A 17,459-nucleotide genomic window follows, 5' to 3' on the forward strand; every position below is an offset into this window, starting at 1 on the left:
GCCGGCCCTTGCTGTCGTCTGATGTCCGCAAAATAGACTGAAACAAAGGAGTACCCGGATGCGATCTCTCCGTTGGATCCTTGCTTGTGCTGCCTTCTGCCTGCAGGCGGAAGCCATGGCACAGCCATCCGGCCCATCAGCCCATGCTCTCCCACCCGCCGTTCCTCCTGTTTCCGATACCCTCCGCAGCACCATTCATCTGATCGGTTCGAGTCATCAGGACATCGCCTGGATGGACAGCCCCGAGAAGTGCAAGGAGCAGCGTGATGTCGTCGTGATCACGCCGGCACTGAAGATCATGCGCGAGCATCCGGACTTCCGGTACGGGATGGAGAACACCCTCAATCTTGTGGAGTACCTCGAACGCCATCCGGACCGCTACGACGAGGTCCTGCGACTGACCCGCGAAGGGAAGATGGAATGGGGGGCGACGTACAACCAGCCGTATGAATCGATGTTGTCGGGCGAACAGCTTGTGCGGGAGCTCTACTTCGGACGGAAATGGATACGCACGCATTTGCCGGGCTGCGATGCACGCGTGGCATGGAACCCCGATGTGCCGGGGCGGGCGACCCAGATGCAGCAGATCCTGGCCAAAGCCGGCGTGCCGTACCTCATGATCAGCCGCCAGAAGGAGAACCTCTTCCGCTGGAAGAGTCCGGACGGCTCGAGCGTCATCGCCTACACCCCCGGCCACTATTATAATCACAGCCTGATCCTTGCCGAGACCACGGCGGTTGCCGCGGAGAAGCTCGGCAAGAAGTACGACGAATGGCAGACGTTCTTCGCCGGGCGCGGAATGCCGGCGCAGTTCGGCGTGCTCAACAGCGCGGATGCGATGGGTCCGCAGTACTTCGGCAAGCTTGTGGACCGCTGGAATGAGCTTCCGTCACCGGCTAATGCGTCACGGCCGGTGATGAAACATTCGTCCGCGGAGGACTTCTTCCGGTCGGTGGATGTGCCGGGTGCGCGGCTGGATACGATCACCGGCGAGCGTCCGAATGTCTGGTTGTACATCCATGGCCCCACGCATCACTGGGCGATCTCCGCGAAGCGTCAGGCGGGCGTGTTGCTTCCCGCGGCCGAGGCGTTCAGCACCATCGATGCGTTGCTCGCCGGATCGTGGACAGGGTATCCGCAGAAGGAACTGAATACCGCGTGGGCGGCTTCCATCTATGACGACCACGGCTGGGGCGGTAACCAGGGACAGGTCACGGATCAGTTGTTCCGCAGCAAGGCGGATACCGCACGGACGATCGGCAAGGCGTTGCTGGGTCGGGCGCTCGGAAACATCGCAGCACGTGTCAAGACCGCGACGGCGAAAGGGACACCGGTCGTCGTGTTCAATGCGCTCTCCTGGCCGCGCACGGAACCCGTGCGGGTGGTCCTTCCGGCGGGATCATACAGGATCACGGATGCATCGGGGAAGGCTGTTGCCTCGCAATCGGTTGCTGTGCCTGCGGGAGCATCGGAAGGCGGTACCGCCGTGACGTTCATCGCGCGGGATGTCCCGTCGTACGGTTACGCAACATACTACGCCGTGCCTGATAAGGCCGGCCCGTCGCAACGGATCGTCAGTCCCGCGCCGTTGACATGGGAATCGAAGCACTACACGATCAGGTTCGCCCCGGGCGGACTCCAGAGCATCTACGACAAAGAACTGAAGCGCGAGTTGTTGCGCACGGGAAAATTCCTTGGCGGTGAGATCTTCACCATGCGTTCGGTGGGGACCGGTGCCGGTGAATTCACGCGCGTGCAACAGCCTACGATGGAAGGGTTCGACAAGCTCAGCAACCATGCACCGGTGTGGCGCATGGAGGAGAACGGTCCGGTCTATGCGGTGTTCGCCCTGCGCCAGCCGCTTCCTACATGCACCATCGTGGAAAAGGTGACAGTCTATCATGAGGTGAAGCGGATCGACGTCGATGTGGCGATCCTTGGCTGGAACGGCGACCGCTATCGCGAGTTCCGCATGGCGTTGCCGCTGGCAATGACCGCACCGGAGATCGCCTACCAGGTGCCGATGGGCATCGCGCGCTTCCAGAAAGACGAGATGCCGGGTGCGGCTGGATATGCCTATGGCAAGGTCGATTATTCCCAGCCCAATGTGGACGTCCGTCCGCGCGAAGTACAGAATTTTGTGACTGCCAGCGATGCAACCTGCGGCGTGACGATGAGTTCCGATGTTGCCGTCATGGACTTCCTCGATCCGACCGACCATCCCGTGGACCATCCGGTGTTGCAGCCCATCCTGCTGGCATCGCGGCGGAGCTGTCATGGCCTGGGCAACTGGTATCTGCAGGAAGGGGACCATCAGTACAGGTTCTCCATCACCTCGCATGCGCCGGGGTCAGCCGCCGGCCAGCGGCAGGCTATCGGCGTGAACGATCCGCTCATCGCCGTGGTGCAGGAACGCCGTGACGCGGCGCGGCATTGCCGCCCGTGCACGGGTTCCTGTCGGTGTCGGCGCAGAACTGGGGCGTGACGGCATTGAAGAAATGCGATGACGATGACAGTGTGGTGCTGCGAGTGTACGATATGGAAGGGAAGGATGCGGAGGGGGCGGTGCAGTTCATGATGCCGCTTGCACGCGTTCGTGCGGCGTCCATCATCGAAGACGATGGCGTGGAGGTGGCCCACGCCGGTGCGCGCATCCCGCTGCGCATCGGGCATCACGCCATCGAGACCTACAAGTTATATCCGGGAACGCCGGTCCGTTAACAGACGGCGCGACGGATGAGAATGGACGGACCACGGGGCGTGGTCCGCGAACCCGCATCATCGTACTGCAGACATCAAGGAGTGATCATGGCATCTGACAGACCATTACGCATGGGGATGGTGGGCGGAGGGCCCGGGGCATTCATCGGCGAGGTGCACCGGAAGGCATCACGGATGGACGGCGGCATCGTGACCGTTGCCGGCGCGTTCAGCCGCTCGGCAGAGCAGTCGCGCGCCACCGGCAAACAGCTTATGCTCGATCCCGCCCGGGCGTACGCATCGTACCAGGAGATGATCGAGAAGGAAGCGCGGCTCTCCGCGGGCGAAAAGATCGACATCGTTGCCGTGACCACGCCGAACAACTCGCACTTCCCGATCGCGAAGCTGGCACTCGAATCCGGCTTCCACGTCATGTGCGAGAAGCCCATGACCTTCACGTCGCAGGAAGCGCGCGACCTCGTGGCGGTCGTGAAGAAGACCGGCAAGGTCTTCGGGCTCATGCACAATTATACCGGCTATCCGATGGTCAAGCTGGCCCGCGACATCGTCCGCGGCGGCGAGCTCGGCGAGATCCGGAAGGTCGTGGTGCAGTATCCCCAGGGGTGGCTCTCCACCCCGCTGGAGGCCACCGGACAGGTGCAGGCATCTTGGCGCGTGGACCCCGGCCAGAGCGGCGTGGCCGGCGCGATCGGCGACATCGGCACGCACTGCGAGAACCTCGCGGAGTACATCACCGGGTTGAAGATCACGCAGGTGTGCGCGGACATCACCACGTTCGTTGCCGGCCGTCGGCTGGACGACGACGGCAACTGCCTGTTGCACTTCAACAACGGTGCACGCGGCATCCTGCACGTCAGTCAGATCGCCGTGGGCGAAGAGAACGGACTTGCGATCCGGGTGTACGGCACGAAGCTGGCGCTGGAATGGCATCAGGAGCACCCCAATGCGCTGATCCTCAAGGACCAGAACGGACCCGACAGGATCTTCCGGCGCGGGAACGGGTATGTGGCGGAGAAGAGCGCAGCGGCGGCGCGTGCGACACGCCTCCCCTCCGGACATCCCGAGGCATTCCTCGAGGCCTTCGCGAACGTCTACTGCAACTTCGCCGACACCATACGTGCGGTTGATGAAGGCAGGAAGCCCGACGCGTTGGCTCTGGACTTCCCGAACGTGGAGGATGGATTGCGCGGGATGTTGTTCATCGAGACCGTCATTGCGAGTGGCAAGAGCACTGAAAAATGGACCAACATGCCAGTCTAAGGAGGACCATCATGGGACGACCGGTAACACTCTTCACAGGACAATGGGCGGACCTGCCGCTGGAGGTCCTTGCGCAGAAGGCAGCATCATGGGGGTATGACGGGCTCGAGCTTGCGTGCTGGGGCGACCATCTGGATGTCGAGCGCGGGGCCGTGGACAAGGACTACTGCGCCGGGAAGCTGGCGCTGCTGAAGAAGCACAACCTGAAGCTGTTCGCGATCAGCCATCATCTTGCCGGACAGCTCGTGTGCGATCTCAACAATGATGCCCGGTCGGATGGCTTTGCACCGGCATCGTGCGCCGGTGATCCGGAAAAGAAGCGCGCATGGGCGGTGGCCACCATGAAGAACGCCGCGCGCACGGCGCGCAACCTGGGCGTGCACGTCGTGAACGGGTTCACGGGCTCGCCCATCTGGCATCTGTTGTACAGTTTCCCGCCGGTGGCGGATGCGACGATCGAGGACGGGTTCCGCTCTTTTGCGCGCATGTGGAACCCGATCCTGGATGTGTATGATGAATGCGGTGTGAAGTTCGCGCTGGAAGTGCACCCCACCGAGATCGCGTTCGACATCATCACTGCGCACCGCGCGCTCGAAGCGATCGGGCACAGGAAGACCTTCGGATTCAATTTCGATCCGAGCCATCTCCACTGGCAGATGGTGGACCCGGTGCAGTTCATCCGTGAATTCACCGACCGCATCTATCATGTGCACATGAAGGATGCAGCGCTGCAGCTCGACGGCCGGAGCGGCATCCTGGCGTCGCATCTGAACTTCGGGCATCCGGCACGCGGGTGGGACTTCCGTTCGCTCGGCCGCGGCGGGATCAAGTTCGAAGAGATCATCCGTGCGTTGAACCATGCGAAGTATGGCGGTCCGCTCTCCGTGGAATGGGAGGACAGCAACATGGACCGCGAGCACGGTGCACGTGAGGCGTGCGCGTTCGTGAAGCATCTCGATTTCGCGCCGTCGGGGGTTGCCTTCGATTCGGCGTTCGACAAGTAGAGGTTAGGTGTGCTGGGCTCGGGGAGTGGCCCCTGCGCCACGAAACCTGTCTGATGAATGCGCGAATTGTGAGCCGCGGGGGCCACTCCCCGATCCCTCCCACCAGTGAGGGGGCCGATGAGAAAAGCCGGAGTTACTAGTGGGGGCACCACCCGGGACCGCACACCGAAACACAAGTCTTTGAATTCACTCGTTAGAGAGCATCTGCTACACACAGGAGAACCCAGATGAAGCAGCACCCATCCAACACGCGGCGCGACTTCCTGAAGAAGGCCGGCCTCGCCGCCGTCGGCGCCATCGGCGCGCCGATGATCCTGCCGTCGAAGGTCTTCGCCCGCAACGGCATCGTTGCCCCCGGCTCGAAGATCACCATGGCCTGCATCGGTATCGGGAATATGGGCACCTATAATATGGGTGCGTTCCTGCAGAAGCCGGAGGTGCAGATCGTTGCCGTCTGCGACGTCGATGCCAAACGGCTCGAAGAAGGGCGTGCGGCGGTGGACAAGCACTACGGCACGAAGGGGTGCGCGGTGTACAGCGACTTCCGTGAGCTGCTCGCGCGGACGGACCTCGATGCGGTGAGCATCGCCACCCCCGACCACTGGCATGCACTCCTGGCTGTTGCTTCGATCAAAGCCGGACTGGATGTCTACGGTGAAAAGCCGCTCGGCTTCTCCATCCCCGAAGGGCGCGCCATCGTCGATGCGACGGAGCGCTACGGTGCCATCTGGCAGACAGGCAGCTGGCAGCGCTCGGAGAAGAACTTCCGGTATGCCTGCGAGCTCGTACGCAACGGGCGCATCGGCAAGGTGCATACCGTTCGTGTCGGACTGCCCAACGGGTTCAGCATCAACGACAACGGCGGCTATCATGTCACCACGCCTCCGCCGGGCTTCGACTATGAGATGTGGCTCGGTCCGGCGCCGAAGACGCCGTACATCCCCAACCGGTGCCACTGGAACTTCCGGTGGATCAGCGATTACGGCGGGGGACAGCTCACCGACTGGGCCGGCCATCATTGTGACATCGCGCAGTGGGGCATGGGCACGGAGCTGAGCTCGCCGGTGGAGATCGAAGGGGTCGCGGAGTATACGGACGCCGCGGACGGACTGTTCGATACGCCGACGAAGTATTCGTTCACCTGCAAGTATGCCGAAGGGTTCACGATGATCGTTGCGGACCGCACGAAGCAGCCGAAAGGTATGGGCGTGCAGTTCGAAGGGAGCGAAGGCTGGATCTGGGTGGAACGCGGCGGCGTCCTCGAATCGTCGATCCCCGGCGTCACCACCTCGGTGATCGGGCCGAACGAGATCCATCTGTACAAGAGTGACGACCATCACCAGAACTTCATCGATTGCGTGCGCAGCCGCCGGAAGACCATCACCCCGGCGGAAGTGGCACACCGGTCGATCATGATCGGCCATCTCGGTATCATCGCCATGAAGCTCGGGAGGAAGGTGCAGTGGAACCCTGCCACCGAACGGTTCGTGAACGACCCCGAAGCGGACCGGCTTCTCGGCCGCACCATGCGTGGCCCCTGGCATCTGTGATCACCCGATCTGACAAGGACGAAACATCATGACCTCCACCATCATCAAACATCTGTGCATCACCGCGGTGCTGCTGCTCACCGCCGCGGACATCCTGCAGGCGCAGATCCCTGCCGCGGATCTGCAACGCATGGAAGCGGCCGCACCGGTACGTGCGACCGTCCAACCCGCAAAGCCCCGCAAGCTGCTGGTCTTCACCCTCTCGCAGGGGTACCAGCACAGCTCCATCGAACGTGCCACCGCCACGCTGAAGATCCTGGCAGCAAAGACCGGGGCGTTCGAGCCCACGTTCAGCGCCGACACCACCGTCTTCCTGCCCGCTTCATTGAAGCAGTTCGACGGCATCCTCTTTAATAATACCACCTGGCTGTTGCTGTCCGATCCGGCGGTCCGGAAGAGCATCATGGACTTTGCCCGCAATGGCGGCGGCATCATGGGCATCCATGCGGCCGTGGACAACTTCTATTCGTGGCAGGAAGCGCAGGAGATGTTCGGCGGCTGGTTCGACGGCCATCCGTGGACCGGCGACGGGACCTGGGCCGTGATCCTCGAAGACCCCGGCCACCCGCTCATGAAACCGTTCGGCGGGAAGAACTTCACGATCCATGACGAACTCTACCGCATCGCGCCGGTGAAGCTGCGCGACAACTGCCGCGTGCTGATGCGCATCGATTCCAACGATCCGCACAACCGCACGGCAGCCGGCATGCGGCCGTCGGACCGCGACCTGCCGATCAGCTGGATCCGTACCTTCGGCAAGGGGCGCGTGTTCTACTGCTCGCTCGGACACAACGACGAAGTGTACTGGAACCCCGCCGTCCTGCAGCACTACCTCGACGGCATTCAGTATGCGCTCGGCGACCTGCCGGCAGATGCGACGCCGCGGCCGTTCGATCCGATGATCATGCTCGATACCGATTCGCTGCGCATCGCTCTCGCGGGGATCGCCACGTATGAGGCGGGCACGAGCCGCTACCCCATGATCGTCTTCGACAGGGTCGTGCGCCGTGCGGGGGATGCACCGGCGGTACGGACCAGGATCGAACAAGCAATGCTTACGGCCATGCACGCGGGGGTCACGGCAGAAGGGAAGCGGTTCCTCTGCACGCGGCTGGCAGAATTCGGCACCGATGCCGCCGTTCCGTTGCTGGCGGCGATGCTCAAGAAGCCTGAGACATTCGACGTGGCGCGGTATGCGCTCGAAGGCATTCCCGGGAAGGTGTCCGAGCAGGTACTGCTCGATGCGATGGATGCTGCAAGCGGCGACCAGCTCATCGCGCTCGTGAACACCATCGGCAACCGGCGCATCGGTTCCACGATCCCGAAGTTGAAGTCGCTCCTGGCCTCGTCCGATGCCACGCTGGCATCAGCCGCGGCAGCCTCGCTGGGCCGCATCGGCAGCGTGCAGTCGCTGGATGCCCTTACGGCCTCCCGTGCGGTCACGTCCGGAGTGGTGCAGCAGAGTGTATTGGAAGGCATGGCAACGGCGGCAGATCTCCTCGCCGCGGCAGGTGACAGGGTCGCTGCGCAGGCAGCGTATCGCACCCTGCTCAGCGCGGAAATGCCGGCACCGCTCCGCATGCGTGCCGTGCGGGGTGTGGTGCACGGTGGCGATCCCGGGATGACCGATGCGGTGATGGGTATCCTTGCGGGGAAGGACGAGGTTGCGCGTACGTCCGTGCTCGAGGCAGTGCAGCAGATGCCGTCGGGCGAGACCGTCCGCCGCATCGCGGGGATGCTCCCTCAGTTCTCCAATGGCGAGAAGCTGCGGCTCGTGTCCGCGCTGGCGAAGCACCCCGAGTCAGCCGTCCGTGACATCGTCACCGGCGCGCTCAAAGACAGGTCCGTTGATGTGCGCGTTGCGGCATTGAAGACCCTGCGCGTGATCGGTACCGCGGCCGCTGTCCGCCCCATGGCCGCTGTTGCCGTCGCCTCGAAAGGTGAAGAGCAACGTAAAGCCCGTGAAAGCCTCACATCGCTCGCATCGCCGGGTACGGACGATTCGCTTGTCGTGCTGTTACGGGGCACGCAGAACGATCTGAAGGCCGAAGCGGTGAAGGCGATGCGTGAACGGCGCGTGCCGGCATCGGCAGGGCCGCTCGTTGTCGCATTGCAGGACCGCACCCCGAAGGTCCGCCAGGAAGCAGCCCTTGCACTCCGCCTGATCGCGCAGGACGGTGATATCCCCGAGATGCTGGGCGCCCTGCAGTCCGAGAAGACGGACGCCGTGCGGAAGGAACTCGAGAACAGCATCGTGGCAACAGCGCTCAGGATCAACGATCCCGCGCAGCGCGATCCGCTCGTCATCGGTGTGCTCGGGACAGCGAAGGACCGTGAGAACAGGTCGTCGCTCATCCGGATCCTCGGGCGTATCGGTACTCCGCAGGGCCTCGCGACGATCGTTCCCGCACTCAAGGACCGCGACAAAGAGGTCATGATGGCGACCGTCCGCGCGCTCTCGGAGTGGCCCACGCCGGCAGCATACAACGATCTGCACGCGCTCGCAACGACATCTACCGACCGCACCGTGCGGACCCTTGCCGTGCGCGGCGTCGTGCGCACCACGGGGCTGGATACCTCGCTCACCCATGACGCAACACTCGGACGGTACCGTGAGGCTTTCGGACTGACGAAGGATGCCGAAGAGAAGAAGCAGTTGCTGGCCCTGATGGGTGCCGCGCCGTCCCTGGCGGCATTCGCAATGACCGCGGACTGCCTGAAGGATCCCGCACTGAAAGCCGATGCGGAGATCGCGCTCGTTACCATCGCCGAGCCGATCGCGAAGGACCACCATGCGGCCATCTCACCTCAGCTGGAACGGCTCGCGTCCTCCACGAATCCGACGGTGGTGGAGAGAAGCAAGAACCTGCTGGCGCGCATCGCACAGTTGACCGGCAAGAAGTAACTGAACACGGATGATCAAAGCCTCGCACACGCTGAAAGGAAGAGCATGAACCTCAACAAGATCGTGAATACCCTCCTTCCGGTGTCTCTGGCGCTCGGCCTCGCTGCCTGCGCCACGACAAAGGAAATGCCTAGGCGGCCGGAGCCGCGGCGGGCGATGCCCTCATGGGTGATTGGCAGGGATATCGTGTCTCGCCGTCGGGCACCGTCCTTCCGCTCGCCGTGCAGCTCGTTTCCTACGGCGAGAACACCTATGACGCCACGGTCCTGGAGAGTTTTGAGCAGCGCGATCCCGAACGGTTCGTCCTTCCGTTACGGAAAGACGGTGATGCGCTGTCCACATCGTCGGATCCCGGCTTCCGCGCCTCGATCAGGGATGGCGTCATCAACGGCTCGTCGCCCCGCGGCAACATCGCAAGCTTCACGCTCCGCAGGGTGCAGCGCACATCGCCGACGCTCGGCGCGCAGCCGCCTGCGGGTGCGGTCGTGCTGTTCGACGGCAAGGATCTCTCGCAGTGGAAGGTCGCCGGCAAAGAGGAACGTCCCGCGGCCTGGAAGCTCGCGGACGGTACCATGGAAGTGGCCCCGAACGGCGGGACGATCGTGACGAAGAAAGGCGTTCGGCGATTGCGACCTGCACCTCGAGTTCCGCACGCCGTTCATGCCGACCAAGCGCGGACAGGAGCGCGGGAACAGCGGCGTGTACATGCAGGGACGCTATGAGATCCAGGTGCTGGACAGCTACGGCCTCACGGGTGAGGACAACGAGTGCGGCGGCATCTACAAAGTGGCGCAGCCGCGCGTGAACATGTGTGCGCCTCCCGGACAGTGGCAGACGTATGACATCAGCTTCCGCGCACCGCGGTTCGATGCGAACGGGAACAAGACCGCATCAGCGATGGTGACCGTCCGCCACAACGGCGTGATCATCCACCAGAACCTCGCCATCCCCGGACCCACCGGTGGAGCGATCGATGAACGCGTCGGCGAACCGGGCGGATTGTGCCTGCAGGACCACGGGAATCCGGTGCAGTTCCGGAACATCTGGCTTGTCGAGCCCGCCAACGCGAACGGACGTTGAACCAAGGAGCAAGCATGAGTGATCTGCGTGTCATCGTCATAGGATGCGGGAACATGGGCTCGTCCCATGCCCGCGCCTATGCCGCAGTGGAGGGGTTTGCCCTCGTGGGACTCGTTGATCGCGACGAGGCGCGGGCGAAGCGGCTTGCGGCAGAGACCGGCAATCCGGCGGTCTATACGGACATGGATGTTGCGATGGAGCAGGCACGCCCGGATGTGGTATGCATCTGCACCTATCCGGATACCCATCATGCCCTCGTGATGAAGTGCCTGAAGGCCGGGAAGCACGTCTTCGTGGAGAAGCCGCTGGCGCAGACCGTGGCCCAGGCGCAGGAGATCGCGCGCACAGCGCACGAGCGCAAGCTGAAGGTCGTCGTCGGTTACATCCTCCGACACCATCCGGCATGGACGCGGTTCATCGACGAGGCACGCACGCTCGGCACACCGCTCGTCATGCGCATGAACCTGAACCAGCAGAGTTCGGGAAGCGAGTGGGAAGTGCATAAGCGCCTCATGACCTCCATGTCGCCCATCGTGGACTGCGGCGTGCATTATGTGGACATCATGTGCCTCATGACGCGGTCGGAGCCCGTGCGCGTCACGGCCATCGGCGCGCGGCTCACCGATGAGATCGCGAAGGATATGTACAACTACGGCCAGCTGCAGGTGACCTTCGCCAATGGCTCGGTCGGCTGGTATGAAGCGGGGTGGGGACCGATGATGAGCGAGACCGCGTTCTTCGTGAAGGATGTGATCGGTCCACGCGGATCGGTGAGCATCGCCGACGCGCATGATACGGGATCGGCGGACATCGATTCCCACACGAAGACCAGCCGGTTGCTGAAACATGATGCGGCATCCGGCGAGAATCTGTACATCGATACGGGCGAAGACCCCGGGCATCAGGGATTGTGCAATGCGGAGCAGCGGTATGTCCTCCGTGCGGTGCGCGAGGACCTCGACCTGACCGGCCATCTGAACGATGCCGTGAACAGTCTGCGGATCGTGCTCGCCGCCGACGAATCTGTCCGCACCGGTGCGGTCGTCCATTTGAACACCAAGGAGTGACAATGAAAAGTGCGAACTTTCTGCGGCTCAGCGGGATGATGTTCCTTGAATTCTTCGTCTGGGGTGCATGGTACGTCACCGTCGGCAACTACATGGCCGCCGTCGGCATGAGCGACGCGATCTACTGGGCGTACACCGTCGGGCCCATCGGCGCGATCGTGTCGCCGTTCTTCCTCGGCATGGTCGCCGACCGCTTCTTTTCCACGGAGAAGGTCCTCGGCGTCCTGCACATCATCGGCGGTATCGCCATGCTGCTGGCACCGATCGCAGCGAACGCAGGAGAAGCCGGCATCTTCATCATCCTCCTGCTCGTGCACATGCTGTGCTACATGCCCACCGTCGGACTCGCGAACGCGCTCGCGTTCCATCATATCTCCGATCAGGAGAAGCAATTCCCGGTGGTCCGCGTGTTCGGCACCATCGGCTGGATCGTGGCAGGCGTGCTCGTGAGCATGGTCCTCGGCGCAGACAAGACCGACGTGCCGTTGCGCGTCGCGGGTATCGCCGGACTCGTGATGGGCGTGTATGCATTCTTCCTCCCCCACACCCCGCCCACACCGAAGAAGGCCGTCTCCTTCCGCGAGATCGCGGGTATCGATGCCCTCGGCAAGCTCTGGAGCCCGTCGTTCCTTGTGTTCATCATCGGCTCATTCCTCATCTGCATCCCGCTCTCGGCCTACTATGCGTACGCGCCCGTGTATGTGTCCACGAGTGGCGTGGAAAACCCCGCCTTCCGGATGTCGTTCGGGCAAATGTCCGAAGCGCTCTTCATTCTGGCGTTGCCGCTCTTCTTCCGCTGGATGGGCATCAAGTGGGTGCTCGTGATCGGTATGCTCGCGTGGGTGCTGCGCTACGTCCTCTTCGCGCTCGCCGCGCCGGCCAGCGTTGTCTGGATGATCATGGGGGGCATTCTTCTCCACGGCATCTGCTATGATTTCTTCTTCGTGGCCGGACAGATATACGTGGACAAGGTCTCGACGCCCGCCATCCGCGGGCAGGCACAGGGATTCCTGGTGCTCATGACGTACGGCATCGGCATGCTCATCGGTGCGCTGATCTCCGGATGGATCCACAATGCCATGATCACCGAGACCGGCGGCATGGCGCAGTGGCAGAACTTCTGGGCCATCCCCGCGGTGATCGCCGGGGTGATCCTGGTGGTCTTCACGATGTTCTTCAAGAACGCGGAGCCGGCCACTGCCGGCGCAACGAAGGGATAGGTGCAACATGGGATCTTCACGCCGTTCATTCCTCAAGCAGGCGGCCGCGGCCGGACTGTTCACGATCGTCCCCCGGCATGTGCTGGGCGGACAGGGCTTCACCGCTCCCAGCGATCAGCTCACCAAAGGCATCATCGGCATCGGCGGTATGGGCCGGTGGCATCTCGGTGAAACGGGCGATCGTCTGATCGCCGTATGTGACGTAGACGCGAACCATCTGCAGCACGGCCTCACCCGCGGCGGTCCGGACGTTAAGGGGTACCACGATTTCCGCGAGTTCCTGGAGAACAAGGACATCGACGTCGTGCACATCGCCACCCCGCCGCACTGGCACGGGCTCATGGCCATCGCCGCGGCACGTGCAGGGAAAGATATCTGGTGCGAGAAGCCCATGACACGCACCATCGCGGAGGGCGAGAAACTCATCGAAGCCGTGCGCACGCACGGACGCGTGCTGCGGGTGAACACCTGGTTCCGCTATTCCAAGGAGATCTTCTACGGCTGCGGCATGATGGTGCGAGACATGAAGAAGATCGTGGACAGCGGCATCCTGGGCAACCCGCTCCGCGCCACGATCAGCGGCGCCACCGGCTTCGAATGGAAGTTCTACTGGTGTGGCAAGACCGACCTCACTCCCGAGTGGATCCCGGAAGCGTTGGATTATGATATGTGGCTCGGGCCCGCACCGTATAAACCGTATCACCCCCACCGCGTGCATGCGACATTCCGCGGATACTGGGATTACGATGGCGGCGGACTCGGGGACATGGGTCAGCACTACATCGATCCCGTGCAGTACATCCTCGGGAAGGACAATGAAAGTCCGGTGGAGATCATTCCCGATGCCGATCAGCAGCATCCCGATGCCGCCGGTTCGTTCCGGAAGATCACCATCCGGTACGCCGACGGTACGGAGATCATTCTGGACGGCGTGAACAACACCGGCGACGGCGCGTTCCTGGAAGGGCCGAAGGGGGCGTTGTACAAGGACATGCGGTGCAGCGTGCCCGGCGTGAAGGATGCCGTTGCCTCCATGCCCGACCACGAGCCGCCGATCACGGACTTCATGGAATCCGTGCGCACGCGGAAGGACTTCCCGTTGAACGAGCGGAACGCCCACCGGTCGGCTTCGCTCGTGAACCTTGCGAAGATCGCCTGGCAGCTCGGGCGGCGTATCCAGTTCGATCCGGCAACACAGCGCTGTCCGGGTGATGATGCGGCCAACCGCCTCATCGACCAGCCCATGCGCGCACCATGGACACTGCAATGATGGAGAACGCCCCGATGAAGCAGATCAGTATGGTCATTGTCCTCGCGGGCCTCGCAGCAGGCATTGCCGGCTGCGGCTCCTCGCACGCGTCGTTGCCCGTGGCAGCGCAGCAGCAGTTCACCGTCGCCGAGTTGACCGGACGCCTTCCCGCGCGGGACACGCTTGAAGCGCGGTGGATCTCCGGCGAGCTCATCAAGGCCGGCCCGGAAGCCGTGCAGGAGTTATGCGCGAAGGTCGCCAACCGTGACAGCGCCACATCCCTGCGCGCTGTGCATGCCGTCAGCGGATTAGCGTCGTACGTGAACGGCCGCGGCCGCGAAGCCGAGCGGCTGCTCTTCGCCGGCGCCGTGGCGCGGGCGCTGCAGAAGTCTGCCGGACCGGAACACGCGGTGTTTCTGATGGACCAGTTGAAGTCCGCAGGCCGTGCGGAATCGCTCGAACCGCTGTCACGTTATCTTGGTGACGAGCGGCTGTGCGAACCCGCGACGCAGGCCATGCTGGCCATCGGCGGCAATGCGGGATCGTACTTCCTGAGCGCGTTGCCGGCTTCCACGGGGAAGCCGCGCCTCACGCTCATCCATGCGCTTGGCGAGACACGCACGGCAGCGGCGACGCCGCTTCTGCTCGAGGAGTCGCGGAATGACTGGCGGTCACGTTCCGTAGCGGCATTGGATGCACTGGCCGGCATCGGCGATCCGCGCACGGAAGACACCCTGCGTGCCGTGCTCCTACTACCGGCAGGGAACAGGGCTGCCGGACTTCACCGCTTGCTCACCTTTGCGGACCGGCGACTTGCGCTGAACGACGCTGCCTCTGCGAACGAGATCGCAACGGATATCCTCGCGGCGACCGGATCTCCTGATGAAGTGGCCTACCGTGTTGCCGCCCTCGAACTTCTTGTGCGTGTGAACGGCGAGAAGGCCCTCGACAAGTTGGTCACAGCATTTGCCGATACATCGGCAGCGGTCCAGGGCGGTGTCTTGCGCATCGCGCACCGGATCCCCGGATCAGCGGTCACCGCACGGTGGGTGGGTCAACTCGCAACGGTCCCCGCACCTGCGATGATGCGCATCTTCAATATGCTCGGGGATCGTGGAGACCCGACCGCAAGTGCCGCAGCCATCGCAGCGATCAACGAGGCCGACCCGATGGTGCGCAACGCCGCCATCAACGCGTCGGTGAAGCTCGACCCGCAGAAGACCGTGCCTGCACTCCTGGACCGGCTCAAGAAGACCGATGAACCCGCCGATGTCGCTGCCGTGCGGGAAGCCCTGGCACGTATCCCAGCGACACAGGTCGCTGCGCCGGCCGCTGGCGCGCTCGCCGGTGCGGGTCCGCGCGGCACGGTGGCACTGCTGGACCTCCTCGGCTCCATGAAGGCCCGGGTGCCATCGGCGCCGGTGCTTGCGCTCACGAACGATGACCGCGCACCGGTCCGTGGTGCAGCGATCAAAGCCCTGGGATCGATCCTTGCGCCGTCAGAAGCCGGAGCGCTTGTCGAACTCGTGGCGAAGGGGAAGACCGATGCCGACCGTTCTCTCGCGGCCAAGAGTCTGGCGATGGTCCAGGAACGCAACGCGGACCGTGAAGCACGCGCAGTACCGGTGATCGACCGGCTTGCCACGGCCGCTCCGGCCGAACGTCCCGACCTGCTCAAGGCACTTGCGCGCATCGGGGGAAGCCGCGCGTTGCGGGTCGTCGCCGAACAGGGGAAGAGCAAAGACCCCGGGACGAAGGAAGCAGCATTGCGGGCAATCACGGATTGGTCGTCGCTGGAAGCATTCGACAGCCTCATCGTGCTCGCGCGCAGCAAGGAGAAGCTCCCCGTGCGCGTGCTTGCGCTGCGTGCCTGCGTCCGTCTTGTGGAGGCATCCCCGTGCAGCGCCGTGACGGCCGTGCGGTATCACGAGCGGACCCTTGCGGTCGCCGAACGCATCGAAGAGAAGCGGCTCGTGCTGGGGGCGCTTGCGAACCTGAATTCACCCGATGCCCTCCGGCTCCTCGTGCCCTACATCGAGGATGATTCCCTCGGACTCGAAGCCGCGGTAGCATCCTGGAAGATCGCGAAGACACAGAACGACCCCCGCTCCGAGGATGCTGTGCGGCGGCTCATCGAGCCGCTGCTCAAACCGCACTTCCGTACACAGGCGGCGCGCATGTTCGATGCGCGCGAAGGGCTCAACGATGCGCCGGAAGGATTCCGGCCGTTGTTCAATGGCAGGGACCTCACCGGGTGGAAGGGGCTCGTGGAGAACCCGGGTGTGCGGGCGAAGATGACGCCGGAAGAACTTGCTGCTGCCCAGGCGAAGGCGGATTCCAGCATGCGCGCGCACTGGTCGGTGGTGGATGGCGTCCTGGTCTTCGATGGCAAGGGCGAGAGCCTGTGCACACTGAAAGACTACGCCGACTTCGAGATGCTGGTGGACTGGAAGATCGAGAAGCTCGGCGACAGCGGCATCTATCTGCGCGGAAGTCCGCAGGTGCAGATCTGGGACCCGGCGCAGTGGCCGGAAGGCTCGGGCGGACTCTATAACAATCAGCGCGGTGCGTCGCACCCGCTCGTCATCGCCGACAAACCGATCGGGGAGTGGAACACCTTCCGGATCACCATGATCGGCGACCGGGTGACCGTGCGGCTGAACAACGTGCTCGTGGTGGACAATGTGCCGATGGAGAACTACTGGGACCGGTCCATCCCGATCTTCCCTTCAGGGCAGATCGAACTGCAGTCGCACAATAGCCCGCTGTATTTCCGGAATGTGTTCATCCGGGAGATCCCGCGTGCGAAGCAGGTCTCCGGCGAGACCATCCCCCTGCTGAACGGGAAGGACCTTACCGGGTGGGAAGTGATAGAGGGGAAGGCGGAGTCGTGGGGTGTGAACGATGGCGTCCTCTCTACCACCGGCGAACATGGCGGCTGGCTCTCCACGTTGAAGGAATACGACAACTTCCAGCTCGACCTCGATTTCAAGGTCGTGGCCGCCGGCAACAGCGGTGTCTTCCTCCGTTCCCCACACAAGGGTGATCCGGCGTATGTCGGCATGGAGATCCAGGTGCTCGACGACTATGCACCCGAATATGCCACGCTCAAACCATGGCAGTACACCGGCAGCATCTACGCCGTGCAGGCGCCGTCCTCGCGCGCCACGAAGCGAGCCGGCGAGTGGCAGCATATGCAGATCACCGCACAGGGGACGCACGTGAAGGTCGTCCTGAACGGCACCACCACCATCGACGCCGATCTGCTGCAGCACATGGACAAGGAAAAGGAACATCCCGGGCTCAAGCGGCGCGGCGGCTTCATCGGCCTGCAGAACCACAGCACCCGGGTGGAGTACAGGAATATCACGATACGAGAACTGGAGTAGAGACGCGACGATGA

At 63.4% G+C, this 17,459-nt stretch carries 12 protein-coding genes; all 12 read left to right on the forward strand.

Going from position 1 to position 17,459, the window contains the following annotated elements; translation table 11 throughout:
• Positions 1–58: 58 nt before the first annotated feature.
• The 12 genes from IPI01_16100 (at position 59) to IPI01_16155 (ending at position 17,445) form a co-directional block, all read left to right on the forward strand.
• On the forward strand, positions 59–2,485 hold the full coding sequence (locus IPI01_16100; GenBank protein MBK7259291.1) for an alpha-mannosidase: 2,427 nt from the start codon (positions 59–61) through the stop codon (positions 2,483–2,485).
• Positions 2,482–2,721 carry a hypothetical protein gene (locus IPI01_16105; GenBank protein ID MBK7259292.1) on the forward strand — a complete coding sequence of 80 codons (240 nt, stop codon included), beginning with the start codon at positions 2,482–2,484 and terminating at the stop codon, positions 2,719–2,721. The genes IPI01_16100 and IPI01_16105 overlap by 4 nt, the downstream gene beginning before the upstream one ends.
• A gap of 87 nt (positions 2,722–2,808) precedes the next feature.
• Positions 2,809–3,981 carry a Gfo/Idh/MocA family oxidoreductase gene (locus IPI01_16110; protein MBK7259293.1) on the forward strand — a complete coding sequence of 391 codons (1,173 nt, stop codon included), beginning with the start codon at positions 2,809–2,811 and terminating at the stop codon, positions 3,979–3,981.
• A gap of 11 nt (positions 3,982–3,992) precedes the next feature.
• Positions 3,993–4,985, forward strand: coding sequence for a sugar phosphate isomerase/epimerase (locus tag IPI01_16115; GenBank protein ID MBK7259294.1), 993 nt, complete (start codon positions 3,993–3,995; stop codon positions 4,983–4,985).
• Between the two features lie 227 nt (positions 4,986–5,212).
• Positions 5,213–6,535 (forward strand): Gfo/Idh/MocA family oxidoreductase, encoded by a 1,323-nt coding sequence (locus tag IPI01_16120; GenBank protein ID MBK7259295.1) that lies wholly within the window; start codon positions 5,213–5,215, stop codon positions 6,533–6,535.
• Positions 6,536–6,563: 28 nt separating this feature from the next.
• Positions 6,564–9,440, forward strand: coding sequence for a ThuA domain-containing protein (locus IPI01_16125; GenBank protein MBK7259296.1), 2,877 nt, complete (start codon positions 6,564–6,566; stop codon positions 9,438–9,440).
• Positions 9,441–9,604: 164 nt separating this feature from the next.
• Entirely contained in the window at positions 9,605–10,162 is a 558-nt protein-coding gene (locus tag IPI01_16130; protein MBK7259297.1) for a DUF1080 domain-containing protein, read from the forward strand.
• Entirely contained in the window at positions 10,074–10,520 is a 447-nt protein-coding gene (locus IPI01_16135) for a DUF1080 domain-containing protein (GenBank protein ID MBK7259298.1), read from the forward strand. Before IPI01_16130 ends, IPI01_16135 begins: the two co-directional genes overlap by 89 nt.
• Positions 10,521–10,534: 14 nt before the next feature.
• Entirely contained in the window at positions 10,535–11,587 is a 1,053-nt protein-coding gene (locus tag IPI01_16140; GenBank protein MBK7259299.1) for a Gfo/Idh/MocA family oxidoreductase, read from the forward strand.
• Positions 11,588–11,589: 2 nt separating this feature from the next.
• Complete coding sequence (locus tag IPI01_16145) at positions 11,590–12,807, forward strand: MFS transporter (protein MBK7259300.1); 1,218 nt, start codon at positions 11,590–11,592, stop codon at positions 12,805–12,807.
• Between the two features lie 7 nt (positions 12,808–12,814).
• Positions 12,815–14,077 carry a Gfo/Idh/MocA family oxidoreductase gene (locus IPI01_16150; GenBank protein ID MBK7259301.1) on the forward strand — a complete coding sequence of 421 codons (1,263 nt, stop codon included), beginning with the start codon at positions 12,815–12,817 and terminating at the stop codon, positions 14,075–14,077.
• Between the two features lie 14 nt (positions 14,078–14,091).
• The gene (locus IPI01_16155; GenBank protein MBK7259302.1) at positions 14,092–17,445 is read left to right on the forward strand and encodes a DUF1080 domain-containing protein; all 3,354 of its coding nucleotides are present in this window, start codon (positions 14,092–14,094) and stop codon (positions 17,443–17,445) included.
• The last annotated feature ends 14 nt before the right edge of the window (positions 17,446–17,459 follow it).

The sequence above is a fragment of the Ignavibacteriota bacterium genome, assembly GCA_016707525.1.
Classification (GTDB): Bacteria; Bacteroidota; Ignavibacteria; order UBA10030; family UBA6906; genus JAGDMK01.